Source organism: Paenibacillus sediminis (genome assembly GCF_017873765.1).
Classification (GTDB): Bacteria; Bacillota; Bacilli; order Paenibacillales; family Paenibacillaceae; genus Paenibacillus_AG; species Paenibacillus_AG sediminis.
The window spans coordinates 1,066,952-1,093,260 of record NZ_JAGGKP010000001.1 but is presented as its reverse complement, the minus strand read 5'-3'; the positions used below and the strand labels follow the sequence as shown (position 1 = coordinate 1,093,260).

24 protein-coding genes and 2 pseudogenes are annotated in these 26,309 nt (G+C 39.8%); 19 read left to right on the top strand and 7 right to left on the bottom strand.

Translation table 11 applies throughout. From position 1 onward, the window contains the following. Window positions 1-182: 182 nt before the first annotated feature. The 10 genes from J2Z20_RS05265 to J2Z20_RS05220 all read left to right on the top strand — a co-directional run bounded on the left by J2Z20_RS05265 (window position 183) and on the right by J2Z20_RS05220 (window position 8,856). Window positions 183-959 (top strand): DeoR/GlpR family DNA-binding transcription regulator, encoded by a 777-nt coding sequence (locus tag J2Z20_RS05265; protein WP_209846101.1) that lies wholly within the window; start codon window positions 183-185, stop codon window positions 957-959. Further along, a complete protein-coding gene (locus J2Z20_RS05260) occupies window positions 952-1,764 on the top strand; it encodes a Cof-type HAD-IIB family hydrolase (RefSeq protein ID WP_209846099.1) in 813 nt (270 codons plus the stop codon). Before J2Z20_RS05265 ends, J2Z20_RS05260 begins: the two co-directional genes overlap by 8 nt. A 272-nt stretch (window positions 1,765-2,036) precedes the next feature. Continuing rightward, window positions 2,037-2,669: a 3-hexulose-6-phosphate synthase gene (hxlA, locus tag J2Z20_RS05255; protein ID WP_209846097.1), complete on the top strand. Its 633-nt coding sequence runs from the start codon at window positions 2,037-2,039 to the stop codon at window positions 2,667-2,669. A gap of 8 nt (window positions 2,670-2,677) precedes the next feature. After that, complete coding sequence (hxlB, locus tag J2Z20_RS05250; protein ID WP_209846093.1) at window positions 2,678-3,232, top strand: 6-phospho-3-hexuloisomerase; 555 nt, start codon at window positions 2,678-2,680, stop codon at window positions 3,230-3,232. A gap of 260 nt (window positions 3,233-3,492) precedes the next feature. Continuing rightward, a complete protein-coding gene (gene zwf, locus J2Z20_RS05245; RefSeq protein WP_209846089.1) occupies window positions 3,493-4,986 on the top strand; it encodes a glucose-6-phosphate dehydrogenase in 1,494 nt (497 codons plus the stop codon). A 62-nt stretch (window positions 4,987-5,048) separates the two neighbouring features. Further along, the gene (gene gnd, locus J2Z20_RS05240; protein WP_209846086.1) at window positions 5,049-5,942 is read left to right on the top strand and encodes a phosphogluconate dehydrogenase (NAD(+)-dependent, decarboxylating); all 894 of its coding nucleotides are present in this window, start codon (window positions 5,049-5,051) and stop codon (window positions 5,940-5,942) included. Window positions 5,943-6,112: 170 nt separating this feature from the next. Further along, window positions 6,113-6,505, top strand: a complete 393-nt coding sequence (locus J2Z20_RS05235) for a winged helix-turn-helix transcriptional regulator (protein ID WP_209846083.1) — start codon at window positions 6,113-6,115, stop codon at window positions 6,503-6,505. An 88-nt stretch (window positions 6,506-6,593) separates the two neighbouring features. Further along, window positions 6,594-7,451: a carbon-nitrogen hydrolase family protein gene (locus J2Z20_RS05230; protein ID WP_209846080.1), complete on the top strand. Its 858-nt coding sequence runs from the start codon at window positions 6,594-6,596 to the stop codon at window positions 7,449-7,451. A gap of 34 nt (window positions 7,452-7,485) precedes the next feature. Continuing rightward, window positions 7,486-8,163, top strand: a complete 678-nt coding sequence (locus J2Z20_RS05225) for a GNAT family N-acetyltransferase (protein ID WP_209846077.1) — start codon at window positions 7,486-7,488, stop codon at window positions 8,161-8,163. Between the two features lie 21 nt (window positions 8,164-8,184). Then, entirely contained in the window at window positions 8,185-8,856 is a 672-nt protein-coding gene (locus tag J2Z20_RS05220; protein ID WP_209847320.1) for a GNAT family N-acetyltransferase, read from the top strand. A gap of 445 nt (window positions 8,857-9,301) precedes the next feature. Here J2Z20_RS05220 and msrB read toward each other — a convergent pair. Then, window positions 9,302-9,727, bottom strand: a pseudogene (gene msrB / locus J2Z20_RS05215) (peptide-methionine (R)-S-oxide reductase MsrB); the annotation flags it as partial. A 139-nt stretch (window positions 9,728-9,866) separates the two neighbouring features. Here msrB and J2Z20_RS17915 point away from each other — a divergent pair. Next, window positions 9,867-10,043 (top strand): annotated as a pseudogene (locus J2Z20_RS17915) (antibiotic biosynthesis monooxygenase family protein); the annotation flags it as partial. A 14-nt stretch (window positions 10,044-10,057) separates the two neighbouring features. Here the strand turns inward: J2Z20_RS17915 and J2Z20_RS05210 are convergent. Then, window positions 10,058-10,897, bottom strand: a complete 840-nt coding sequence (locus J2Z20_RS05210) for an alpha/beta hydrolase family protein (protein WP_209846073.1) — start codon at window positions 10,895-10,897, stop codon at window positions 10,058-10,060. Window positions 10,898-11,360: 463 nt separating this feature from the next. On the opposite strand from J2Z20_RS05210, the gene J2Z20_RS18220 reads away from it, so the two are divergent. Both J2Z20_RS18220 and J2Z20_RS05200 read left to right on the top strand, forming a co-directional pair. Next, entirely contained in the window at window positions 11,361-12,512 is a 1,152-nt protein-coding gene (locus tag J2Z20_RS18220; RefSeq protein WP_209846070.1) for a glycosyltransferase family 4 protein, read from the top strand. Between the two features lie 4 nt (window positions 12,513-12,516). After that, window positions 12,517-13,281 carry a YheC/YheD family protein gene (locus J2Z20_RS05200; RefSeq protein ID WP_209846067.1) on the top strand — a complete coding sequence of 255 codons (765 nt, stop codon included), beginning with the start codon at window positions 12,517-12,519 and terminating at the stop codon, window positions 13,279-13,281. Between the two features lie 54 nt (window positions 13,282-13,335). On the opposite strand, the gene J2Z20_RS05195 is transcribed toward J2Z20_RS05200, so the two are convergent. Both J2Z20_RS05195 and J2Z20_RS05190 read right to left on the bottom strand, forming a co-directional pair. Next, window positions 13,336-14,208 (bottom strand): magnesium transporter MgtE N-terminal domain-containing protein, encoded by an 873-nt coding sequence (locus J2Z20_RS05195; protein WP_209846064.1) that lies wholly within the window; start codon window positions 14,206-14,208, stop codon window positions 13,336-13,338. Between the two features lie 37 nt (window positions 14,209-14,245). Beyond that, window positions 14,246-15,136 (bottom strand): alkaline phosphatase family protein, encoded by an 891-nt coding sequence (locus J2Z20_RS05190; RefSeq protein ID WP_245251865.1) that lies wholly within the window; start codon window positions 15,134-15,136, stop codon window positions 14,246-14,248. A 165-nt stretch (window positions 15,137-15,301) separates the two neighbouring features. Here J2Z20_RS05190 and J2Z20_RS05185 point away from each other — a divergent pair, with 165 nt between their 5' ends. Both J2Z20_RS05185 and J2Z20_RS05180 read left to right on the top strand, forming a co-directional pair. Continuing rightward, window positions 15,302-15,976 (top strand): response regulator transcription factor, encoded by a 675-nt coding sequence (locus J2Z20_RS05185; protein WP_209846061.1) that lies wholly within the window; start codon window positions 15,302-15,304, stop codon window positions 15,974-15,976. Continuing rightward, window positions 15,973-17,370, top strand: a complete 1,398-nt coding sequence (locus J2Z20_RS05180; protein WP_209846049.1) for a sensor histidine kinase — start codon at window positions 15,973-15,975, stop codon at window positions 17,368-17,370. Before J2Z20_RS05185 ends, J2Z20_RS05180 begins: the two co-directional genes overlap by 4 nt. Before the next feature lie 43 nt (window positions 17,371-17,413). On the opposite strand, the gene J2Z20_RS05175 is transcribed toward J2Z20_RS05180, so the two are convergent. Both J2Z20_RS05175 and J2Z20_RS05170 read right to left on the bottom strand, forming a co-directional pair. Continuing rightward, the gene (locus J2Z20_RS05175; protein WP_209846046.1) at window positions 17,414-18,028 is read right to left on the bottom strand and encodes an undecaprenyl-diphosphatase; all 615 of its coding nucleotides are present in this window, start codon (window positions 18,026-18,028) and stop codon (window positions 17,414-17,416) included. Between the two features lies 1 nt (window position 18,029). Continuing rightward, the gene (locus tag J2Z20_RS05170; protein WP_209846042.1) at window positions 18,030-18,689 is read right to left on the bottom strand and encodes a DedA family protein; all 660 of its coding nucleotides are present in this window, start codon (window positions 18,687-18,689) and stop codon (window positions 18,030-18,032) included. Between the two features lie 159 nt (window positions 18,690-18,848). On the opposite strand from J2Z20_RS05170, the gene J2Z20_RS05165 reads away from it, so the two are divergent. From J2Z20_RS05165 to gntK, 3 genes are all read left to right on the top strand, one after another. Further along, complete coding sequence (locus tag J2Z20_RS05165; protein ID WP_245252022.1) at window positions 18,849-19,454, top strand: phosphatase PAP2 family protein; 606 nt, start codon at window positions 18,849-18,851, stop codon at window positions 19,452-19,454. A 325-nt stretch (window positions 19,455-19,779) separates the two neighbouring features. Next, a complete protein-coding gene (locus J2Z20_RS05160; RefSeq protein ID WP_209846038.1) occupies window positions 19,780-21,141 on the top strand; it encodes a GntP family permease in 1,362 nt (453 codons plus the stop codon). Between the two features lie 33 nt (window positions 21,142-21,174). Further along, entirely contained in the window at window positions 21,175-22,719 is a 1,545-nt protein-coding gene (gene gntK, locus J2Z20_RS05155) for a gluconokinase (protein WP_209846035.1), read from the top strand. An 89-nt stretch (window positions 22,720-22,808) separates the two neighbouring features. Here gntK and J2Z20_RS05150 read toward each other — a convergent pair whose 3' ends face one another. Beyond that, a complete protein-coding gene (locus tag J2Z20_RS05150; RefSeq protein WP_245252021.1) occupies window positions 22,809-25,046 on the bottom strand; it encodes a YhgE/Pip domain-containing protein in 2,238 nt (745 codons plus the stop codon). 246 nt (window positions 25,047-25,292) lie between these two features. Here J2Z20_RS05150 and J2Z20_RS05145 point away from each other — a divergent pair, with 246 nt between their 5' ends. Further along, window positions 25,293-26,150: a methyl-accepting chemotaxis protein gene (locus J2Z20_RS05145; RefSeq protein ID WP_245251864.1), complete on the top strand. Its 858-nt coding sequence runs from the start codon at window positions 25,293-25,295 to the stop codon at window positions 26,148-26,150. Window positions 26,151-26,309: the final 159 nt, after the last annotated feature.

Sequence of the window (26,309 nt, the reverse complement as noted above, 5' to 3'; positions counted from 1 at the left end):
TGCAGGCTGCCGTGAGGCAGTCTTTTTTGTTGTTGAATATGAAATTTTGATACCTAAAATAATGATATCGACTTACAAATACTTAAATAGTATTGCACAATCGCTTGAATAAACTTATAATCACTTAAGAAGTCATACATTTTATGATTCATTATCAACTACGAAGGCAGGTGAATTCATCGATGTATCAAGAAGAACGAATACAGGCTATTTTGGAATATTTGAAAGAGCATCAGCGTGTAAGTATTCAAGATATTTGCCGTCTATTTGAAGTATCTCGAGATACTGCTCGTCGTGATTTATTAAAAATGGATGAGCTCGGAGTGATTATACGAACGCACGGTGGTGCAGTATTACCGACTCAAACCAAGGAAGTTAAAGAGTATAAAGATCGTCTAACCAAAGAGTCAGGCGAGAAGCAGGAGATTGGACGATTTGCTGCTACACTTGTCAAAAATGGAGATTTTATTGCAATGGATGCTTCAACAACGGTTCAATATGCGGCTGAGAACATCTCTGCTCAGGATATTGTTGTTGTAACCAACTCGATTGATAATGCTGACACTCTTTCCAAGAAAGAAAAGGTAACGATTCATTTGCTCGGAGGAATATTGGATCCAAAGCACCGTTTCTTATACGGATCTGCAACATTATCGAAATTGGCTGATTACCATGTAGACAAATTGTTTCTAGGCGCATGTGGAATTACTTCGAGTGGCTTGTCTTTTCCTCATGAAGAAGATGGAGCTGTTAAGCGTGAGATGATTCGTAGAGCAGGTCAAGTCATTGTGCTTGCAGACCATACGAAATTTGAACATCAGATGTTTTACAAAATTGCTGATTTAGAAGAGGTGGACTTACTCATTACGGATAAGCGTCCAAGTGACAAAATGATGAATGAGCTGTCGGATCATGGTGTACAACTATTCATTGTATCGGAGGAGAATAACGATGATTAAACTGATTGTTAGCGATCTTGATGGAACGTTATTAAACCGTGACCACCAAATTCAAACTGAAGATCAAGAAGCAATTAAGAAAGCCCGAGCTAACGATTATCATATATGCTTTGCATCAGGAAGGATGTTCACTGAGTTAAGTCAAGTGATGCAGCATTTCGACGAACAATTTTTTGCTGTAAGCCAAAATGGAGCTACGGTACATACGAATACGAAGAAATTAATAGCCTCAAATCATATGAATACTGAAACGGCTCTGGAGTTGTTTCGAGCAACGAGAATAGATGACCTTGTTAATTTTATTTATTGTACAGATGATTCATTTTACTTTACCGAAAGAACGAAGGAAACGATCGCTTATGAAGCGCGTGTGTTCGGTACAGGAGTAGAGAAACATGATCTTGAATCCGCATTAGCGAGTAATGAATTACAACCAAGCAAGTTTTCTTTTTTTGGGGAACTGGATAAACTGCGATCTTTACAAGCAGATTTGAGTGCACAATTTAAAGGCAAACTTGAATTATATATTTCAGATAAGGATTGCCTTGACGTCATGCCGGTTCATGTCTCTAAAGGAGAAGGTTTATCAGTGTTAATTCATCATTTAGGTCTACAGAGAGACGAAGTCGCTTGTATTGGGGATTCATTTAATGACTTGTCTATGTTCGCTTTAACTCCTTATAGCTTTGCGATGAAGAACAGCCAAGAAGAGGTACAGAAGCATGCACGTCATGTCGTTCAGTCCGTGGCGGATGCTGTAGAATGGGTATTTGAGTATAACCAATCGTTAACAGGCAGTTATTAAACCGCGTACATCGCGGTTTTTTTTTATGTTCATAATTCGGCCAAAACACACAATAGTATACTTTTCGTAACTACGCCACTTTAAAGTGCGTACTTCCTTTTTTGAAAGTCTGGACCTAGTATTATGTATGTCTCAAACAACAAAGTGTGTAAGTAGATGGACTGTCGCTAAAAACTTCCCATAGAGAAAGTTAAATAATTAGGTGGCAGGATCATCATAATACGAAGACACATGCAATCATAAAATACATTTACATGAGGAGAGATAAACACATGGAACTGCAATTAGCATTAGATTTGGTAAACATTCCGCAAGCCATCGAATTATTGAAAGAGGTTGAACCGTATATCGATATCGTCGAAATTGGTACACCTGTCGTTATTAACGAAGGTCTTAGAGCGGTGAAAGAAGTGAAGCAAGCATACCCTAACCTAAAAGTACTTGCTGACCTTAAAATTATGGATGCTGCAGGCTATGAAGTCATGAAAGCTTCCGAAGCAGGAGCTGACATCATCACCATTCTTGGTGTAGCGGAAGACGAGTCCATTAAAGGGGCTGTAGCGGAAGCGAAGAAACAAAACAAAAAAATCTTGGTCGACATGATCAGTGTTAAAGATATTGAAGGACGTGCTAAAGAACTTGATGCGATGGGTGTAGATTACATTTGCGTGCATACAGGTTACGATCTTCAAGCTGTAGGTCAAAACTCATTTGAAGACCTTAAAAAAATTAAACGTGTTGTGAAAAATGCAAAAACTGCTGTAGCAGGCGGTATTAAACTCAGCACATTGCCTGAAGTGATTCAAGCTAAGCCGGATCTAGTTATCGTAGGCGGTGGTATTACTGGCGCAGAAGATATGAAAGCGACAGCTGCAGAAATGCAAAAATTGATTAAACAAGGATAATGATCACGATGCAGACGACACAATATGCAAATGAAATTGTTAAAGAACTAAATCGCTCGATTGCGGCCATCCCAGAAGCAGAAACTGACAAATTGGTGAATTCTATTCTTGAATCCAAGAAAATTTTTGTAGCTGGAGCGGGAAGATCTGGTCTTATGGCCAAAGCATTTGTCATGCGTATGATGCAAATGGGACTGGACGCTTACGTTGTTGGTGAAACCGTAACTCCTAACTTCGAAAAAGAAGACATCTTGATCATCGGATCAGGTTCAGGGGAAACAAAAAGCTTGCTTATTATGGCAGAAAAAGCTAAGAATATTCAAGGGACTGTTGCGGCTGTTACGATCTTTCCAGAATCCAGCATTGGTAAATTATCGGATATCACCGTTAAATTGCCGGGTTCTCCTAAAGATAAATCAAATAGTGATTTCACCATTCAACCAATGGGGGCATTATTTGAGCAGACACTCTTAGTATTCTTTGATGCCGTCATCTTAAAAATGATGGAAAAGAAAGGTATGAGCTCTACAACAATGTTTGGTAGACATGCCAATTTAGAGTAGATTCTCTTGTTTTAAATAGTCCTCGCGAAGGGTGAGGACTATTTATTTTATGTCGAATAAAAAAAATTTTTGTCGAATAAAAAATGCGGTTTTTCCTTGAAAATAAGGCGTTTTAATGACATTTCTGAGCAAGAATATCATTTTAAGAAATGAAACAACTTTTAAGTCAGTACTTACTATAATGCGAATTTGTATATATAATATAGTTTGGGACAAAAAATAGACCCTAGAGAGATAAGCAATAAAAGGAGGAGAGAACCTTGGAATCATTGACTTTTGTTTTATTTGGTTCAACCGGTGATTTAGCAAAGAGAAAAATATTCCCGGCACTGTACAACTTATATCTAGAACAAAAATTACCGCGGACTTTATCGATTATCGGTTTGGGACGAAATAAATTTTCTGACGACGAATTTCAACAATATGTCGAAAATTCGCTGAACACTTTCTCAAGACGCAAACCAGAAGATCATGCCAGCGTGGCGGAATTCATCAGTTATTTCCGATATTATGGTTTGGATGCAGCGGATAAAGAAGGTTATAAGGAATTGCTTAAGCTCGTTGAATCTCGTGAGAAAGAGCTGAACATTCCTCAAAACCGTTTGTTCTATTTGTCCGTTGCCCCTGAATTCTTTGATGTGATTGCTTTAAATATCAAAGAAAGCGGCCTCGGTAATACTAAGGGTTGGAAACGTCTCATTATTGAAAAACCATTCGGACATGATTTGAAATCAGCTCGTGAACTGAATGAAAAATTGAGCAAATCGTTCGAGGAAGATGAAATTTTCCGCATTGACCACTATCTAGGTAAACCAATGGTACAAAATCTTGAAACATTGGTTGCAGCTAATCCGTTCCTCAAAGCTCTTTGGAACAACCAGTACATTGCAAACATTCAAATTACAGCAAGTGAAACGGTTGGGGTAGAGGAAAGAGCCGGATACTACGATGGTACTGGTGCAATCCGCGATATGTTCCAAAACCATATGTTGCAAATGCTTCTTATGACAGCTATGCATTTGCCAACTCCAATTACACCGCAAAATATTCGCAACCAAAAAAGCAGCCTTATGAAATCGATTCGCCGTATTGCAAAAGAAGATGTGGCTAAACACGTAGTTCGTGCTCAATATACGGCTGGCAAGATGAATGGCAAACCTGTTGTAGGATACCGTGAAGAGCCAGGCGTTGATCCTTCTTCAATGACGGATACGTTCATTGCTGCCCGTCTGTGGATTGAGGACTTTTTCTGGAGAGAAGTTCCGTTCTACATTCGTACAGGCAAAAGAATGGCTGAGAAATGCACTAAAATTGTTGTTGAATTTAAAGATCCGTTGCAGGATTTGCAAGGCAGCAAGGCTGCACCTAACCTGCTAACGATTCAAATAAATCCGAACGAAAAAATTACGTTGCAATTGAACGGTAAAAATCTGCTGAAAAATGGTGAAATGGAATCCATTAATATGGACTTCTCACCTGCAAGCGACAATATTCCAGAAGCATATGAATTGCTCATCCACGATGCTATTAGAGGCGACGCTTCGTTCTTCGCGCATTGGGAAGAAGTTGAGCAAGCTTGGGAATTAGTACAACCAATTCTAGATGCATTCGAAGAAAATCTTGTACCGCTTGAAACATATCCAGCTGGTTCATATGGCCCTGAAGCATCTGACCGTCTGCTTGCTGAACAAGGCTTCAAATGGTGGCAAGATGAAGAAAAAGCTGACCAAAAAGAACTATCTGTAACTCATTAATCAGCTTTTGAAACAAATACTTAATTAATCAATCAGGATTGTAAATACAGGAGGTAATCATCGTGAAATTAGGATTAGTCGGATTAGGAAAAATGGGATTGAACTTGGGTCAAAATTTGATCGATAACAAACATGAAGTTGTAGCATTTGACCTTAACACTGCTGCAGTAAAACAAATGGAATCTTACGGCGCTCAAGGCGTGGCAAGCTTGGAACAACTCGTTAAAGCTTTGCCTACTCCAAGAATCGTTTGGATCATGGTTCCTCACGGTGTAGTTGATAACGTATTGACAGAAATTACTCCGTTCTTGTCTAAAGGAGATATCGTTATTGAAGCAGGTAACTCCCACTACAAAGAATCCATTCGTCGTTATAACGAATTGAAAGAATCTGGTGTACACTTCATGGATGCTGGTACATCCGGCGGTATGGAAGGCGCTCGTAACGGTGCATGCTACATGGTTGGTGGAGACCCTGAAGCTTGGGCAATCGTTGAACCAATTTTCCGTGACACAGCTGTAGAAAATGGATATCTGTATGCAGGTAAAGCCGGCAGCGGTCACTACCTGAAAATGGTTCACAACGGTATCGAATACGGTATGATGGCAGCAATCGGTGAAGGTTTCGAAGTACTTGAGAAAAGTGATTTCGACTTCGACTATGAAAAAGTTGCTCGCGTATGGAACAACGGTTCTGTAGTTCGTTCTTGGCTCATGGAACTTACTGAACGTGCATTCTCCAAAGATGCTAAACTTGATGCAATCAAAGGTGTTATGCAATCTTCTGGTGAAGGTAAATGGACAGTTGAAGAAGCACTCGATCTTCAAACTGCAACTCCAGTTATCGCTATGTCCTTGTTGATGCGTTACCGTTCCCTTGAGGACGATACGTTCACAGGTAAAGTCGTAGCCGCTCTTCGTAACGAATTTGGCGGACACGCTGTAGAAAAGAAATAAGTCATTCCTAAACGCTGATTAACAAAAATAAAGGGCTGTCCTTCGTTCTCTAGAAGGACAGCCCTTTTCATATCTGTCACATAAAGTTTACAAAAGAACTATATAGATACTTACGGTAAGTACATGCTTATTGTATACTATTAAGTATTATCGGAAGGAGGATGATACAAATGGCTTATGAAGTAAAACATCGAATTAACCTTAAAGAGATAAATTGCGAGAAAGAATTAACACTTGCAGTCATCGGCGGCAAATGGAAATTGATCATATTATGGCATCTAGGATTGGAAGGAACGAAGCGGTTCAGTGAACTGAAAAAATTGATTCCGCATATTACGCAAAAGATGTTGACCAATCAACTGCGTGAATTGGAAGAGGATAAATTAATCCATCGCAAAGTGTATCCAGAAGTTCCGCCGCGGGTAGAATACTCATTGACAGAACACGGTGAAAGTCTAATGCCTGTCCTGAAAATGATGTATAACTGGGGCAAAAATTACGGAGAACAAGTCGTCTGGAAAGACGAAGCACATGAATTCATGTGTGACGAAGTTACTGTTTAGATACTAGGTTACTTGAAAGTGTGTACTTGCTAAAATAAGTCCACACACTTCATAATGGCGTTATAAACAAAGTTACCTGGGAGGCCATATGAAAATAAGAGTATCTGCTGTACAATATCATCTTCATACGATAAGTTCCTTTGATGAGTTTGCTAAACAAGTGGAACATTATATAAAAACTGCTGAAGAATTTGGAGCAGAATTTGTGTTGTTTCCTGAGTTCTTCACGACACAGCTCTTGTCAATCGGGGATAGCCAAGGAAATCCTTTATCGATAAATGATCTGCCGGACTTTACTGAGCAGTACCGTAAATTGTTCTCCTCGCTTGCGAAAAAGACTACAATGCATATCATTGGCGGAACACACGTGACACGTAAAGGCGGGAAATTATACAACACAGCACATCTATTCTATCCGGATGGCAGAATTGCTGAGCAATCTAAGCTTCACATCACACCAACAGAGGTTCATGAATGGAATATGTCGGCTGGTGACGGTCTTCAAGTATTTGAAACCGAAAAAGGCACGATTGCTATGCTAACTTGCTACGATATTGAATTCCCGGAAATTGTACGGATGGCGAAAGCGAAAGGTGCAGATGTGATTTTCTGTCCGTCATGTACAGACGATCGTCATGGTTTCCACCGCGTTCGTTACACAAGCCATGCGAGAGCGGTGGAAAACCAAGTTTACGTCGTAACTACGGGTACGGTAGGCACATTACCGACTGTAGACTTTATGCGAGCTAATTTCGGTCAGGCAGCAGTGATTACGCCGAATGATATTCCATTTCCTCCACGAGGCATTCTGGTAGAAGGAGAGATCAACGATGACATGATCGTCACTGCTGATCTTGATTTAGATCTTCTGTACCAAGTTCGTGAACGTGGATCCGTTACTACATGGAGAGACCGTCGGACAGATTTGTATCCTGATTGGAAGTAAATTGATTTTGAGGCCTCTTCAGAGGGGGGTATCCATGTATTATAAACAATTTTTTGTATTTAATGAGGACCGAACGGTTCCGGTTGTCATTCGGAATTATAAGGAGAAGGATTTTGAATCATTGATTCGTGTTCAGCAGGAGAGCTTCCCTCCTCCGTTTCCGTCTGAATTATGGTGGAACACTGAACAATTAACGAACCATGTGACATTTTTCCCGGAAGGGGCGTTATGTGTTGAAGTGAACGGAGAAGTGGCCGGTTCAATGACCGGCCTGATTGTTGATTTCGATCCAGACCATGCTGACCATACGTGGGAAGAAATAACGGATAACGGTTATATCCGTAATCACAATCCTAACGGCAATACACTGTATGTCGTAGACATAAGTGTAAGGCCTTCCTATCGCAAGCTAGGCTTAGGTAAATGGCTGATGTTCTCTATGTACGATGTTGTCGTTCACTTAGGCTTAGAACGTCTGCTAGGCGGGGGAAGAATGCCAGGTTATCATCTTAAAGCTGACGAAATGACAGCAGAGCAATATATCGAAGCAGTCATCAAAGGCGAGCTTAAGGACCCTGTCATCACGTTCCTGCTTCGGTGCGGCCGCACACCTGTCAAAGTCGTAGCAAATTATTTAGAGGATGAACAATCGCGTAATTACGGAACATTGATGGAATGGAGAAATCCATTTCGATCATCTAAACATGAATAAGGAGAAGGATAAATGACGAAGATGGAATATCGCCGCATTACGAACATTGCGGACCCTTTATTTGCGAAAATGCATCGATTGATGCAGGAAATATTTCCACCCGAAGAAGTGCTGGAATTTGACCTTTGGAAAGAGCCATTAGAAGATCCAGGCATTCGTGTATTTGTTGCCGTTCACGAAGGTAACGTAGTAGGGGCGACGGAATACCGCTATTATGAAGATTTCAATGTAGCTATGACTGATTTTACGATCATTGGGAAGCCGGGTCTTGGCATTGGTCGCTTCTTGTATCTCAACAGACATCATGATCTGCTTGAACTTGCTAAGGCGAATGGTAAGGAGCTATTCGGAATGTTTGCCGAAATTTACGATCCATACCGCACCAAAGATCACGAATTCGGCGGTGTAAAACCGATGGATCCGTATGTTCGAAGAGAGGTATTATCTCATCTTGGTTATAAACGACTCGATTTCACCTATGTTCATCCTTCTTGGAATAATGATGGAGTGGCGGTAGAAGGACTTGACCTATGTTTTATGCCAACGGACGACAACGTCAGCGAGCTGCCAGCCGAATTAATCGTTAAGTTTCTTCGTCGCTATTATTCGGTTCTATCTAACAAGCCGGCAGCTTGGATTCAAATGGTAGAACAATTAGAAGCGAAAAGTACAGTAGCCTTACTTCCTATTTAATCATACGGTAATAGACAAATCCCTTGGAAGCCAAGGGATTTTTGATTTAGCATAGCAGCTTGTCTAGTTAGTGGATACATATCAATTATTTGTGCTGGCTATTGGAATAAGTTACACTGAGATTTAGGAGGGGAATTCATATGAACAATTCGATCCGCAGCCAGATAGGACCACCGCGATTTGGCATTGCCGTTCATGCGCTGGTCTGGCTAGCATAAAGTGACTGTCTCCTTTCGAGTGCAACAATTGCAGGTCAGGTGAATTCTCACGCCATTTTTGTACATATTCGAATTAAAGGCTCAGTCGCTCAAATGGCTGCACCGATTATACTTCTAATCTTGTCATTAGCGGTTGTACTTATTCAAAGCTCTGTTTCCTAACTGATTATGTTGGCAATAAATGAAAAAGGCTGAGATTTCGTCAAATGATGATCTCGGCCTTTTCATTATTTTACGAATATAGACTTAAGATGACCGTAGCCTTCCTCTTCAAGTTGAGCTACTGGAATAAAACGAAGGGCAGCGGAGTTAATGCAATAGCGTAAGCCCGTTGGTTCGGGACCGTCTTCAAACACATGACCAAGATGAGAATCAGCTTCTTTACTGCGAATTTCCATCCGTATCATGTTATAACTCGTATCTACAACACCTGTAACTTGACTTATATCAATGGGTTTTGTGAAGGATGGCCAGCCGCAGTCTGAATCGAATTTATCCAGAGAGCTAAATAGCGGCTCACCCGATACGATATCGACATAAATGCCTGATTCTTTATGATTCCAAAATTCATTGCGAAATGGGGGTTCAGTGCCGTTATTTTGCGTAACTTCATATTGTAGAGGTGTCAGACGTTTCTTCAAGTCTTCGTTTTCGTTGTTCATTTCAGTCTCCTTATGATGTAATCTATAAATAGTTACGGTTGGATTATGATGTAATCTCGGTTAGTAGCCGATCTGAAGAATTATACGTTTAGAATTCTGGCATGTCAATGTTCAGGAGGGGGGAAAAGTGATGTTGAATTTAAAGCCACCATACTACGCTGTTATTTTTTCTTCACAAAGAACTGAAGGGGATCACGGATATGAGGAGATGGCTGACGAAATGGTGAAGCTGGCATCCGAGCAAGCAGGCTTTCTAGGTGTAGAAAGCTCACGGGATGAAAATGGTTTTGGAATAACGATTTCTTATTGTATTATGGTATGTCAATTATTGTTGATCCACTTAAACATACGTTCAATAGCTAATTTATGAATGTCAGGCGGCATATGATGACCGTAACCCTCATATCGATGGAATTCAGTATTTGTGCCAAGTTTTTTGAGCTTGTTGTACATATTTAATCCGTGGCTGAAATCCACCTGGATATCTTGAGTGCCATGCATGATAAGAACAGGGGATTGAATACGCTCCGCCATATAAATGGGAGAACGAGCTTCATAAGCTTCGGGCTTCTTAGCAGGTGAACCGCCAATGACACGCTTTAGCATCCGGCGAAGATCAATCCGCTCTTCATAGGTTTTCGCTAAATCGGATACGCCGCCCCAAAAAATCGTCTTGCATACATTTCTCATCTGTACTGCTGTATGTGCGGCATTAATTGAACCGCGAGAAAACCCCATCACAGAAATTCGATCCGAATCCACAAAGGGAAGACTCTCTAAAAAGCGATATGCAGAAAATACATCTTCTTGATCTTGCCCCCCGAACTCGTCTCGTCCTTCTCCGCCTTCATTGCCGCGGTAGGAGGGAGCGAAGATGATGTGCCCGTGATTCGAAAATTGTTCGAGCCAATCGGTCTTAACACTCCCAACTCTGCCAATGCCGCCTCGACAGTAAATAAGGACAGGCCATTTGCGCTGCCGAATATCTTGCTCTTCTGGATGGATGTTACGGGATATTTGTCGGATCGGAAGATCTGATGAGCCATAAAATTGGCTAAGTGAAGATTGCAGCTCTGATATGGGAAGTCCGAAACCATAGGGCAAAGATAAATAGCCTTTAACCTTAAGTCCGTCCGATAAATATGTTATGTGATACATCATTTTATTTATTCATCTGCCTCTAGTTGTTTTGAATGGTTAGCTATAATAAACGCTCATAACCATTATGGTAACAGTTAATGAGATATTTTTAAAGTGAGTGTTGTTGCGTCTCAGAGAGTGAGAAAAGTTCTGGAGCTAATATCACAGAGTATTCCCAAAGGGCTAAGACTCATGCAGCCATTAATGAAGGACATTCTGCCGTTTCCAATATCAAAATCAATAGTAGGGATCGTCACTTTTATGCCTGAAGAGATCGGATCTTTTAAATTTTTATTAACAGAAAGCAGTTTCTTCTTCGTTGTATTGAATTAGTACAGTATATTCGTACCGTGCAAGTTGTGTTTTAAGTTATTTTAGGCTGACTAGACTAGTGCACAATCTCAAGAAGTATTTAGTTCATAATGTGAAAGGAATGTATAACGACGAAATGAATTTTTTGGCTTGAGGGAAGGTTGGGTTTACAGTGAATATACTAATCATTGCTCCTGAACAGATCCCGGTCCCGCCTACGGCTGGTGGATCAGTTGAGAATTGCATTTTTCAAATATCTACAAAGCTTGCTAAGAGACACAATATAACGATACTCAGCCGTCAGCATCATAAATATTCAACTGCTACACATACAGGTAACCTGAACATTATTCGAGTCCCTAAAGGTAAGCCTTTAGTTTATTTATCTTCAGCTCTTGATCGAGTTAAAAAAGAACATTATGACATGATCCAAATCGATAATCGTCCGAAATATGTACCTATGGTTCGCAAACGATTCCCAGATACACCCATTTCTGTATTTCTTCATTCATTAACATTCGTTACGCCCCCAATGACTTCTCAGAAAAAAGCAGAATTAGACCTTTCAAAAGCTGATCTGATCGTAGGGAACAGCCGCTCACTGGAACAGAATCTAATGACTATGTTTCCTCGTTATAAGCACAAATTAGACCATGTACATCTTGGTGTAAATATAATTCAGTTTAAACCTCCATCAATGAGACAAAAAAAACAGATTCGTCAAAAATACAATGTTCCTAACCATTTCACCGTTGTTTTTGCTGGCCGCTTGATCCCTAGAAAAGGTATACCCGTTCTGATTAAAGCAATGAAAGAAGTACGAAAATCAATACCAACAGCAAATTTGGTCATTGCAGGTGGTGCTAAGAACAGTGATTATAAAAAAAACTTAAAAAGTTTAGCATCATTATACAAAGTGCCTGTAAGGTTTCTTGGTAATATAAGAACAAAAAACATGCATGAGGTTTATTCCTTAGGTGACTGTTTTGTGTGCCCTTCCCAGAAGCATGAAGCCTTTGGGCTTGTCATTGTCGAAGCTCTCGCTTCAGGCTTACCCGTCATTGCCTCTCATATTGGCGGTATTCCGGAAATTATACGACACGGAGAGAATGGACTGCTCGTAAGGAGTTATTCAAATTTTCGTGCATTCTCTTCACAAATTGTACGAATTGCTAAAGACAAAGGACTTTCTCGAAAACTCTCACAGCAAGGAAGAGAAGATGTCGTTACCAGATTCAATTGGGGGGTAACAGCTGATCGATTAGAAGGGATTTATGGAAGACAGGTTCATAATACAGTTGAACACGAAGCGGTTAGGGGATAAGAGAATGAAGAAAATACTCATTGTTGCCGACAAATGGCTGAAAACAAAAACATTACTTAAACACAAACATATTAGAGAATATGTTCCGAAGACGAGAAGGATGAGTAAGGAAGAACTTCTCTCTATGCTGGAACAATTTGCGATGGTTTACTTAAAACCAACTATAGGTACTCAGGGGAAAGGGGTTATGAGGGTAGAACAACTGTCTGCTAGTAATAATACAAAGTTCCGATATCAGTCAGGGATACAAACCAAATCTCTAAGAAATTACAATTCTTTATATCAGACTATTAACAAGCATAAATTAAAACCCAGTTATTTAGTTCAACAAGGTATAGAATTGTTAACGTATAAGAACCGGCGATTTGATGTTAGAGTTATGGTTCAGAAGAATCCCAAAAAGGTGTGGGAGTCAACAGGTATTATAGGACGTTTAGCACACCCTAAGAAAATCGTAACGAATTATCACAGTGGTGGCACGCCGTTGCCACTCGAAACGCTATTACAGCCTTATTTAATAGCTGATCAAATAACAGAATATCTTAAAATCTTGAATCATCTAGGAGTCGAGATTGCTTTGTCGTTAGAGAAAAAATATCCAGGCATCAATTCGATCGGTGTAGATATTGGAATTGATAAGAACTTCAAACCATGGATACTGGAAGTAAATACACGACCAGATGTCTACATTTTCAAGGAACTGAAAGATAAAAGAACTTTCCGGAAAATATATCGGTATGCTAAGCAACTTGGCAGAATTACTTCATAGGTGAATCACACAACTAAAGCGCTGAATACGGGCAGCTTTATTGTTTTAGTTTTATTATTGTAATAAATACTGTGATATTGTCGTAGCTGTACTAATCATATTCGGATCAGATGACATGGCGGTCAGTATTTGAGCGCGAAGATTAGGATCCATTTTCTTTAACATACTTAGTGTTTTGGTAGAATTAAGATTCATTAATCGATCGATCAGTTTAGCTGCCTGGACTGGCGGCATTTTCGAGTATGTATTTAGAAGCTCATCAATGGACTGATTTTTCAATTTATTTTTTACAATCACATTCACTTTTTGTTGCAATTGTGCTACTTCGTTGTCTGTGACCGTAGAACGAGGCTTAAGTAACAAGGATAGATCAGCTGCTTTAGCAGGGTCCATTTTACTCCAAATATTCGAGCGTTCATCACTTGACATTTCTGTCATTGCGTAAACCACTTCATCAATCGATAGATTATCTAGTATAGAAGCGGCCTTACTTGGAGACATACTTGCGTAAGCATTGGCAATGTCCTTTGCTTCTTTAATATGCTTATTGCCTGGTGGTGCTTGGATCTGTTGTCCAGACTGGTGTTGTGATAAATCCTGAGTGTTTTGCTGTACTGTATTATTTTGGACTTGTTGATTATTTAGATTATTATTATTCTGGGCTTTAATTTTCTGATCTGTAACTTTCTGATTTAAAGGTTTTTGATTTGAAGTTTTTTTGGGAATCTGATCTCCGGCAACATGAGCTGATGGTAGAACACGATTCACAAATGGAATCTGTAGAGCACTTTTTAAAAGTGATTTGTTGTTGCTCAGCAATATGACGATGATCGTTGCGAGAACTAAAATAATAAGAATGAAATTAATAAATATTGCTATCCCTGATTTTTGTTCATTTGTTGAACTTGTGCTTTTAGGTTGAACCATGATGACCTCCACATGATCTTAATTATTTATAAAATTGCTATTTCCATATGCGAAGTGGTTGAGCATTCTTACTTTTTCCTAAGAAATTTAATCCGTATATTTCTTCAATTGTACGCAGTATCGTGAAATGATTCGTCTTTGTATTGTAGACTCCATTTTTCAAATTAGCGCCTACTATAACGGTTGGTATTTTGTTGTTGCTGCTCATATCATCTTCATCCCACGTTAAGATGAATAGACTGTTATGCCCAGTGGCCCAATGGACGTAAGAAGACATATGTTTTTTTAGCCAGTCATCAGCAGTTTTGATGCTTCCATCATGCATGTCATGGTCCAAATTAGGAATGACGAAGGAAACTGTAGGCAATTGATTATAATCTTTAGGGAAACTCGAAAGAGGCATACTAATACTTGAAGGTAAATTTGTGAAATTACTCCAAGGGTTATGCTTTCTTGCGTACTTCGTTTTTAGTGAATAGGGACCATCATAACCGACTTTAGGTAATCCTTCTGAATAACCGCCGAAAGTGAAATGATGCTTGATCAGTTCAAAGGCAAGATTGTCTGTATGCATTTTGGGTGGAACTTTATCGTTCGTTACTCCTTGATTAGATCCAGAAAATAAATCTAGATAATTAGGCTGGCTAGGATGTTCAATAGCATAGTGGTTCGTTAGATTTACTCCGCTTTTCATTAAACTGTTAATATATGGGGCGGAGGGGTTGTTTACAATTTTTTTAGACGTATGATTTTCTTCAACAACGATCACGATGTGGTTATAAAATGGTTTTGAATTTAATGTTTTTGTGGCAGCGGCTGCTTGAGACTTTGCTTCTAACCAATTTTGTTTAGCATTGTAGCTAGACAAACTGATGGCAGATATCGTTACAATGATGGTTGCTATGAAAAGTTTAATTTTTTTAGACAATGACGTTCCTCGTTTCAATGTGAGTTTTCAGTTACCAAGTTTAGATAAACAATATTAAAATTTTATGAGAAAATCCATCAAAACGATTTCTTATATATTTTTAATGTGCAAGATGTAAACTGTAACTGTATAATCTGTAAATTCGACAAAGTTAGAAGGGAAATTATGAAGAAAATCTTACTAATAGAAGATGAGAAGAATTTAGCCCGTTTTATTGAACTTGAGCTGCAGCATGAATCGTATTCTGTCACCATTGCACATGACGGACGGAGTGGACTGGAGTTAGCTTTGAATGGACAATGGGATATGATTTTGCTCGATTTAATGCTGCCAGGAATCAATGGTATAGAAGTATGTCGGCGGGTTAGAAAAGAGAAAAGAACTCCGATCATCATGCTTACGGCGAGAGACGGTGTAATGGATAAGGTAATGGGACTGGATAGCGGGGCTGACGACTATATTCCTAAACCTTTTGCCATTGAAGAATTGCTCGCTCGCATGCGTTCTCTTCTGCGACGTACCGATTCGATCGAAGAGAAGCATCGTGATGTTCTAACATTTAAGGATCTTGAATTAGATGTAGGTGCAAGAACTGTTCGTAAAAGGGATCGTACAATTGATTTGACGAAACGAGAATTTGATCTACTGCTCGTTTTAATGCAAAATATTGGACGAGTTATGACAAGGGAAATGTTGATGGACCTAGTATGGGGGTATGATACCGAAGTAGAAACGAATGTAGTCGATGTTTACATTAGTTACTTACGGAGTAAAATCGATGATCCAGGTGAAGAAAGTTATATTCAAACTTCTCGTGGACTGGGGTATGTGATTCGATGAACAGAGTAAAGTTGATCTTCTCGCATTTACCTATTAGGTGGAAGTTAGCAGTCTGGGCATCACTTCTGTTGTGCATTCTGTTTCTCTTATACAACGGTGTTCAATACCTTGTAATCAATAAATGGATGATGAACCAAGAAGAGAATGCAATCACCAAAAATATGGATGCAATTCAAGGTTATTTTAAACAAAAAGATGAAACTGCTGAAGAAATACCAAATAGCCGCAGTTTCATTGAAGATATTAACCAGACTCATCAAATGATACGCATACTGGATGATAAAGGAACACCTATCTTAACAGTGTCTGATAATTTGCCTGATACATGGGTAAGGCCACAAGTAGCTCATAGTACTCGTATGATCAGCGCGTGGCATTTAGAGGATCACTTACTCATTTTAAGAAGCCCGCTGATCTTAAATCATTTTACCGGTACCATTGAAATCGTCAATGACTTAGAAATAACAGATAGATTGAGTGATGTATTATTAGCGGTTATGTTTGCAGGCGGAGTGGGTGCCATATTATTGAGCGCTTTGGGAGGGATTTTTCTATCCAAGCAGCTGATCAGACCTATCCAATCTATAACTGACACGATGATCAAAATAAAGCAAAAAGGACTTCAAGAACGAGTTCATTTCTTAGATAACAGCGACGAATTGTCGAATTTGGCAAAAGTGTTCAATGACTTAATGGATCAATTAGAGGTGTCCTTTCAACAGCAAAAACAATTTGTTGAGGACGCTTCACATGAACTTAGAACGCCAATTTCTATTTTGGAAGGTCATATCTCTTTGCTAAATCGTTGGGGAAAGTATAAGCCCGAAATTTTAGAGGAATCGCTTAGCGTTTCGTCTCAAGAGCTGCAACGTCTAAAAGGTATCGTAAATGAGCTTCTTGAGCTTACGCGAGCAGAGGCAGAAACGCCAAATACAGCAGTACCATCGATTAACATTAGTGAAACCATACAATATAATTTAACAAATTTCGCCAAATTGTACCCGGAATTTGTTTTTAAACAAGATTTAGAACAGATCATAGAAGTTCATGTTCGGATCGTTCCTCAGCATTTGGAACAAATTCTGGTCATTTTGCTCGATAATGCCGTGAAATATTCAGTGCATGAGAAGGAGATTAAAGTGGCCGGGTTTGTAAAAGGAGATCGCGTATGGATCCAAGTGATCGATAAAGGAATTGGAATTCCGCAAGAAGCGATCCCTTACATTTTTGACCGATTTTATCGTGTCGATAAAGCGAGAAGTCGTGAACAAGGCGGTACAGGATTAGGACTTGCTATAGCGAAGCGTCTTGTTAGACGATATAACGGAGAAATTGATGTCATCAGTACAGAAAATGTAGGTACAACTGTTATGATTGGTTTCCCTATCCAATAAATAAAAAAGGAAAGGACTCTAATAATGATCCTTTCCTTACAAATTACATATTTCTAGTTTGTGTCTCTGTCCGTTTCGTCCATATTTTAGTTTCCAAGCTCTCATAGATACGAATGGCTGAAATGATTAATTTATTTACAGCGTTCGAGTGGGAACAAATTTGATGAGTGACGACAGAGCATACGATTCCAATGATTGCTCCAGCAATAACATCCGTTGGATAATGAACCCCCGTCCAAACACGTGAGAAACCAATTAACGCTGCAATGATGATCCATACAAATCGCATTCTTTTACCATAAAGTAAGAACATTGTTGCAATTGCGAAAGCCCCTATAGCATGGTCACTTGGAAATGATGCATTGGCTGCATGCTTAATCAATTGAATGACGGTGTGATCGACAAAGGGACGGTCTCTATAAAGGAAATGTCCGATAACGAAGCTAATCCCCATTCCTAATAATACAGATATGGCAGCTTCAATAGCCATCATTCGATTGAGTCTATTTCTAGTAAACCAATAGATAATCATTCCGAGTAACAATAGATATTGTGCATCCTGTGCAAAAAAACACATGAACCCATTCAAGCTACCGTGACGGATTGCCTGATCATTAATCATTTGAAATATTTGATAATCAAGATTAGTTACATTCATATTACAACTCCTCGTTATTCTCTCTTAGTAATTTGTACAAAGTTAACTGTTTCTTTTGTCTCATCGCTTTCATTACATACCGAGCAATAAGCAGAATCATTAATGCTATAACCCCGTAGGTAACTGGATGAATGAAGGATTCGACGATTTTCCAATTCTCACCGAGTTTATAGCCTAAGTAAGTTAAAGCAATATTCCACGGTAAGCATCCCAAAAAAGTATACATACAGAATTTATAAAAGTTCATTCCGGATATTCCTGCAGGTAACGAGATGAAGGTTCGAACGAATGGAAGATTACGTGAAAAGAATGCAGTCCACTCTCCGTACTTTTTAAACCACAACTCCGATTGACGAAGATGCTTGTGATTTAAAAGGATGAACTTGCCGTACTTTTCAAGAACTGATCTTGCACCTTTGGCGCCGACCCAATAAATTAACATTGAACCAACTAAGTTGCCTAGAACACCAGCACATACAACCTCCCAGAATGGAAATGATCCTTGATGGACAATAAATCCGCCAGTCAGCATGATCACTTCACTGGGTAACGGGATACATGCGCTTTCGAGCATCATAGCCATAAATATTCCTACCACGCCAAAACTTTGGACGAAATAGGCAGCAATTGATGAAATAAATTCAATCAATGAATGAAGCATAAGTACACCTCTTTGCAGCAAACTGAAATAAAATACATGATTATAATAATGCTGCAATATGGGAACTTCTTTAGAAGAGTATTAGAAAATGATAAGAAGAAGGAGGAGAGATTCATTAAGCCGTTTAACAATTTAAAACTTCAAATTTCTCGTGCTTTTATGGCAAGTCTCATATGTGCGATTGGATTCGGTCTTGTTGCACTATTCATCAGCGATCAGAAAATTAGAAATTTTGACGATACCATCATTTACTATATCCAAGGAATGGAGTCGCCTCAGTTAACTAAGGTGATGATATTTTTCACTAATATTGGAGCAGGGTTGCCTGCCTCGATTATAGCGATAGTCACTATGGTCATTTTATACGTATTTTTAGGACATCGCAGAGAACTGATTTTGTTCATTAGCGTAATGATTGGCTCAACACTCCTGAACTCTGCGTTAAAATTAGCATTTCATAGAGCTAGACCTACAATCCACCGCATTATTGAAGCGAATGGCTATAGTTTTCCAAGCGGCCATTCTATGGCTGCGTTCAGTTTATATGGAGTGATCGCTTTTTTACTGTGGAAACATGTTCCTTCTCTACTTGGGAGAGTCATCATTATTTTGGTATGCGCCTTGCTTATTTTGATCATTGGAATTAGCCGGATTTATTTAGGCGTTCACTATCCAAGCGACGTTGCAGGGGGATACTTGATGAGCGGTTGTTTGCTAGGAGCTTCTATTTGGTTTTATCAACGGTATTTAGAACGAAAACGTTAAATAAATCATTGGAAAAGGAAATGAATAACTATCGCAACTAACTTTCTTAAATTCATTTTGTGATATCGTTTACAAAACAAAAGCAGTGTTATATAATCAAATCACTCAATAACTTGTATACAAGTATGTAAGATTATTCGAGGAACCCGTTCTCTAGTTAGGGAAGGTATGAAAACGCTGTCTTGTGCCAAAATGGATCCGGAGCATTTGGTACAAATGCTAAAGCAGAATAATGGAAAATTGATTGTCTGCTTCTCCATACGTTGTCGACAAGTATACTTTAAGTTGGATAAGCAGACCATATATTAAAATAGGGGGAAATATCATGACTTCTCTTTTAGGATTAAGTCATAACGCTACATTGCTAGTGTGGACATTGATTTCAATTGTTTTGCTCATTGTATTTATCGCTAAATTTAAATGGAATCCATTTGTTGTCTTATTACTTACGTCCATATTCTTAGGATTAATTGTCGGCATGAAACCTGAAGATGTCATTGATTCTGTAACTAAGGGCTTAGGCGGTACGCTGGGAACGATAGCGATCGTCATAGGTCTTGGAACAATGCTCGGGAAAATGATGGCTGAATCGGGCGGTGCAGAACGAATCGCTGTTACTCTTGTCAATAAATTTGGCGAAAAACGGGTGCACTGGGCGATGATGATCGTCGCATTTATCGTCGGTATTCCGATCTTCTTTGAAGTTGGGGTTATTCTATTAGTACCTATTTTGTATACGGTTGCACGCAAAACGAAAATGTCGCTCTTGCAAATTGGTATTCCGCTTGTTGCTGGGCTGTCCATTGTACACGGTTTGGTACCGCCGCATCCGGCTCCAATGATTGCGATTGATGCGTACAAAGCTAACCTAGGGAAAACAATTCTTTTTGCCCTTATTGTCGGTATTCCGGCTGCGATCTTGGCTGGTCCGGTATTCGGTAAATATATCGGTAAACGCGTCGTTGTAGAACCTGATCCAGAACTTGCAAAACAATTTACAACGAAAAATGAGAAAGATCTTCCAGGCTTCGGCATTACGATATTTACGATTTTGCTGCCAGTAATTTTGATGTTAATTGGCTCTGCTGCTGACATTATTGACCCGAATGGTGCAAGTGGTTTTACAGCGTTCTGTAAGTTTATCGGTCATGAAGTCATTGCACTGTTGATCTCTGCTGTAGTATCTTTCTTTACACTTGGATTTGCACGCGGTTTTTCCAAAGAAGATATTTCTCGCTTTACGAGCGAATGTCTTGCACCTACAGCTTCAATTATTTTAATCATTGGCGGTGGCGGTGCATTCAAATCTACATTGATCAACAGCGGTGTAGGTGACGCGATTGCAAGCATTGCTACATCAGCACACGTTAATATTATTTTCTTTGCATACCTCGTTGCTGTTCTAATCCGTATCGCGACTGGTTCAGCTACAGTAGCCATGACTACAGCATCGGGTATCGTTGCCCCAGTTCTTGCCATGACACCAGGGGCGAATGTAGAATTAGTTGTACTGGCAACAGGCGCTGGTTCTATCATCTTGTCTCATGTGAATGACGCTGGATTCTGGCTTGTTAAAGGATTCTTTAATATGAGCGTATCTCAGACGCTTAAATCATGGACAGTAATGGAAACAATTCTGTCTGTTGTATCCTTTATATTCATCCTTATTTTGAACATGATAGTATAAAGGGTAGTAAGAAGTTAGAAAGAAGGTAATCGTATGGGATCTTCCCAATACATGATTGGTGTCGATATCGGCACAACAAGCACCAAGGCCGTTTTGTTTCATGAAAACGGTAAAGTAGCAGCACAGGCAGGCAGGGAGTATCCTTTGTATACTCCCACTGCCAGCGTTGCTGAGCAGGACCCTGATGAAATTTTCGAAGCGGTCATGTATTCGGTTAAACAAATTGTTGGGCAGGAGGGCGTTAGACCTGAGCAGATTTTGCTCGTTTCTTTCAGCTCAGCGATGCACAGTGTTATTGCTGTTGATGCGGATGGGAATCCGTTAACTCGCTGTATTACTTGGGCGGATAATCGCAGCGCTAAATGGGCTGAAGTATTAAAGAAAGAATATAACGGCCACGAGATTTACATGCGTACGGGAACGCCGATTCATCCAATGTCACCTCTAACGAAGCTGATGTGGCTCTCTCGTGAGGAGCAAGAACTCTTTAATAAAACAAGTAAATTTATTTCCATCAAAGAGTATATTTTTGCAAAATTGTTTGGCGAATATGTTGTTGACTACTCGTTAGCTTCCGCAACAGGAATGCTTAACCTTGAGAAGCTGGATTGGGACGAAGAAGCGCTGCGTATTGCAGGCGTTACAAGTGACCGTCTATCTAGACTTGTACCGACTACTCATGTTATGCGAAATATGGATACTGCTTATGCGAAGGAAATGGGACTAAGCGTCTCTACTCCATTTGTAGTAGGAGCAAGCGATGGAGTGCTCTCCAATCTTGGTGTAGGCGCATTCGATCCTGGAGTTGTTGCGGTAACGATTGGAACGAGCGGAGCGATCCGGACAGTAGTAGACAGACCCGTAACGGACCCGAAAGGAAGATTTTTCTGTTATGCATTAACAGAGGATAAGTGGGTCATTGGAGGACCGGTTAACAACGGCGGAGTCATATTCCGCTGGATTCGTGATGAATTTGCTGCATCTGAAGTAGAAACGGCGAAACGACTTGGAATTAGCGCATACGATGTGCTGACTAAAATTGCTGAACAAGTTCAGCCTGGTGCTGATGGACTATTGTTCCATCCATATCTTGCAGGGGAGCGCGCTCCTTTGTGGAATCCTGATGCACGCGGCTCATTCTTTGGATTGTCGCTGCATCATAAGAAGGAACATATGATACGTGCTGCATTAGAAGGCGTACTCTTTAACTTGTATTCTGTGATGCTAGCACTTGAAGAACGCATAGGCAGACCTGCTAAAATTCATGCAACAGGCGGATTTGCACGTTCTGCATTATGGCGCCAAATGATGGCTGATATTTTCGATCAAGAAGTTGTCGTACCTGAGAGCTTTGAAAGTTCTTGCCTCGGGGCAGTTGTTCTTGGTCTATATGCTATCGGCAAAATCGATTCTCTGGATGTCGTGAAAGACATGATTGGGATGACGAATCAGCATGAACCTAATGAAGAGCACGTGAAGATTTACCGTGAACTTCTTCCTATATATATTCGAATCTCACGCAAGCTTGAAGAAGAATATGATCGTATCGCTGAATTTCAGCGTAAAATGATCAAGTAAGGAATGGTACAGAAAAGGCTATCCGCTCGGGAGGGTTAACCCTTAGGCGGATAGCCTTTTTTGTGATTTTTGATTAAGCAATTTCATGATTACGCCATATTAGGTGCAGCTGTTGTTGTCGCAGCTTTAGAATGGTGCTTCTTAAAGTGATGCGTATAATATGCGAACGACAATACGATACCTATAATCATAAATACTAACAAGCTTAAGCAACTATTCCATAAGAAAGATGATGGGCTGTCAGGCATCGAAATAATCGACTTGAAGCCAAGCACGGTGTAGCTCATTGGAACCCATCCATGTACATGCTGGAAGAAAGACGATTGCATTTCGAGCGGGAAGGATCCACCGCATGACGTAAGTTGCAATATCAGTAGTCCCATAGATACGAATCTTCCGATTTTATCAAGCGCTGTATTCAGGAAGAGAAGAATTGCTGTAAAGGCCCAGCTCGCCAGAATGCTAAACAGAATGAAATATCCGATGTTTTGAACATGTATTTTCATAAGAATGATTAAAGCATCCAATATTAAAGCTTGCAAAGTGCCAATGATTAACAATACTCCGAGCTTCCCGATAAACCAGTTTCGTGCAGATTGCCCAGGTCTGATTTCTAACAATGGGAAGGAGGAACAGAATAAGAACATGCCTACATATAACCCTAGAGATAGGAAATATGGAGCGAATGCAGGTCCGTACTGTGCAATATGGTTAAACGGAACTTTTTGCAATTCTACCGGGTCGGAGATTAGTTCTGCAGCTGCGTCAGCATTGCTGTGCTTCTCATTTACTTTTTGATCTGCGGTGTTGATACCCTCCGCTAATTCTGATGAACCATTTTGCAATTTACTTAATCCATTCGTAAGCTTCAGTGAGCCTTGCTCCAACTTCTCACTACCGTTCAATAGGGAAGAGGAAGCTTGTTTGATCTTATCTGTACCGGCTGCAAATTGATCAATTCCGTCAGCAAGACGTTGACCTCCAGCAGCGAGCTGATCAGCACCTTGTTTAGCCCCATGAATACCTTCGCTCAAGTCTGAAGCGCCAGCGGCAAGTCGCGCTTGACCGTCTGCGAACTTCTGCGTGCTTTCAAGCAGTTTAGCTTGTCCAGCAGTAATTTGAGCAAGTCCTTTTTCTAACATGGCTTGTCTGCCGCCCATGCCTTCAACTTGTTCTTGCAGATGTTTTTTAACTTCATCTATTTTTACATTTGAACCATTTTGCTTGATGGCTTCAGTATATTTCGAAGATAATAGGTTCAGTTGGTCCAGCATTTTTTGCTTATCCTCTGCGGATAGAGCGTTGTTATTCTCAATTGAACTTTTAAGGTCTTGCTGCGCTTTGTCTAGTGCTGCACTTGAGTCATTTGCATTTTGGTTTGAAGAAGTTAGACTGTCTAGTTCTTGGGTCACTTGAGCAAGACCACCTTGATTGGCTTTGCCGATTAAAGCAACTTTGGATTCAAGTTCAGAAGTTCCGTTTACTAGTTGCTGAACGCCATTTTTCAGATCAACAGATTTATCTGCTGAATACTTCATACCACTAGCTAATTTGTCGGCTCCATCTGCCAATTTCCCCATACCTTGATCTAGCCCACTTAACCCGGAAGCTAAAGATTTTGCGCCGTCATCGATAGGCTTGGTTCCATCAGACAGTTTCATAATGCCTTGATTGAACTTCAGTGTTCCTTTAGCAAATTGTTCAATGCCGTTCTCAAGACTTGTTGAACCTTGTTTGGCACTTGTAACGCCATCACTCAATTGGTTACCGCCATTTGCTAATTTATCAAGCCCTTCACCAAGCTTCTGCTCCGCTTCCAAAATGGCTGTTGTATAACTTTTCGTAATTTTATGCTCGAGCTCGCTTTTTACCTTTTCCATAGCAGAGTTTGAGATCGAGGCGCCTGTAAAGTTATAACCTTCATTCGGTACAATCTCAAGCTGCGCCTTCTTCTGATCATTCTCAAAAGCGCTCATTGCATTTTTTGAGAAATCTTTAGGGACGCGGATCAACATGTAATACTTGTTGTTCTTCATCCCTTCAATGGCTGCATTTTCATCGGCCGGTAGCACTTTGAGTTCATCACTGTTTTTTAGATCATCCGTCAATTGTTGCCCGATGTTAACCTTCTCGTCATTGATTGTCGTTCCAACATCATGGTTGACGATGACGAGGGGGAGGTCTTTCACATGTGCATACGGATCCCAGTAAGAAGAAATAAAGGGTCCAGCGTAGATGCATGGGATTAATAAAATAATACAAGTTACGACGAAAAGAATTCGATGTTTAAGAATCATATTTAATTCTTTTCGTAAGGAAGCAAACATACTCACCCTGACATTCTCCTTTTTCTTAATACAATAATAGTCAAGGTTAAAGTTTAAATTTATTAAATTTATATGTCAATATTTATATACAAAAAATTATATATTCATAGATAAGATGACAGAGAAAGGTTGGAACAAAATAAGTCAAAAGACATATGAGAATGGCAAATATTTGCTGTACCGGTCTTTTGATGAATGATAATATTTTCAGTAGCAATCAGAATCAATAAAAATGAAAGGCGATGCATGATGATAGGTACAACTACACAATACCATCCATTACTTGAAGGCTTTATGAGAGTTGCTCCTTTCCTTAATGAATTATATTCGGAGGATATGACCATTGGCGTCTCTGACACAGAGAAATTATTACTGAGTATTCCGGGTAAGACATTTACTCTTGGACTTGAATCAGGCTACATTCTTCAAGAGGGAGATGGCATGTATGAAGCTGTAAAATATAACAAAGCACAGAAAACGTACGTTCCTAAAGAAGTGTTTGGTTATCCCATTATTGCGATGGCAATACCTCTTCACAATGAAGATGGCGAAATTATAGGAGCAGTAGGGGTTGGAGTGAGTTTGGAGCAGTATAATACCTTACTAGGTATTGCTTCCAGCCTATCTGCGGCGGTTCAACAAGTCACGACAACCATTGAGGAAGTGGCGGGGTCTACAACGATATTATCTGAAAATATGAATCAAATTAATGAACAATCTAATTTTGTTCTTGAAAGTGTGACGGAAATTGAGAAAATAGCTAAAACCGTAAGTCGGATTTCTATGCAAAGCAATATATTAGGCTTAAACGCTTCAATCGAAGCAGCTCGTGCAGGGGAACACGGTAAAGGGTTTGCGGTGGTAGCTTCAGAAATACAGAAAATGGCTAGGAATTCAAAGGATTATGCTGATGAAATAACGAATTCAGCTGGCAAGATTAATGAATTAATAACCAAGCTAAGTTCTTCCATTTTAAATATTAGTAATGAAACAGTAAATCAATCTGCTGCCACTCAGGAGCTATCGGCAACGATGCAAGAGCTTAGCACAAACGCAAGACTGCTAGCTGAAGTTGCTAGGAAAGCGATAGGAGAAACAAATTAATACTTAGTTAGTAAACCGCGTATATCGCGGTTTTTTTTCATTCTTAGAAACAATTGGCGAATAAGTAGGCTCATGTGCTTGTTTAAGCCGGGTACCATGTCTATTACGCTCGAAGTATTATTGGCCATGTGCCAATAGTGAATACTTTCTGGTTGAGGA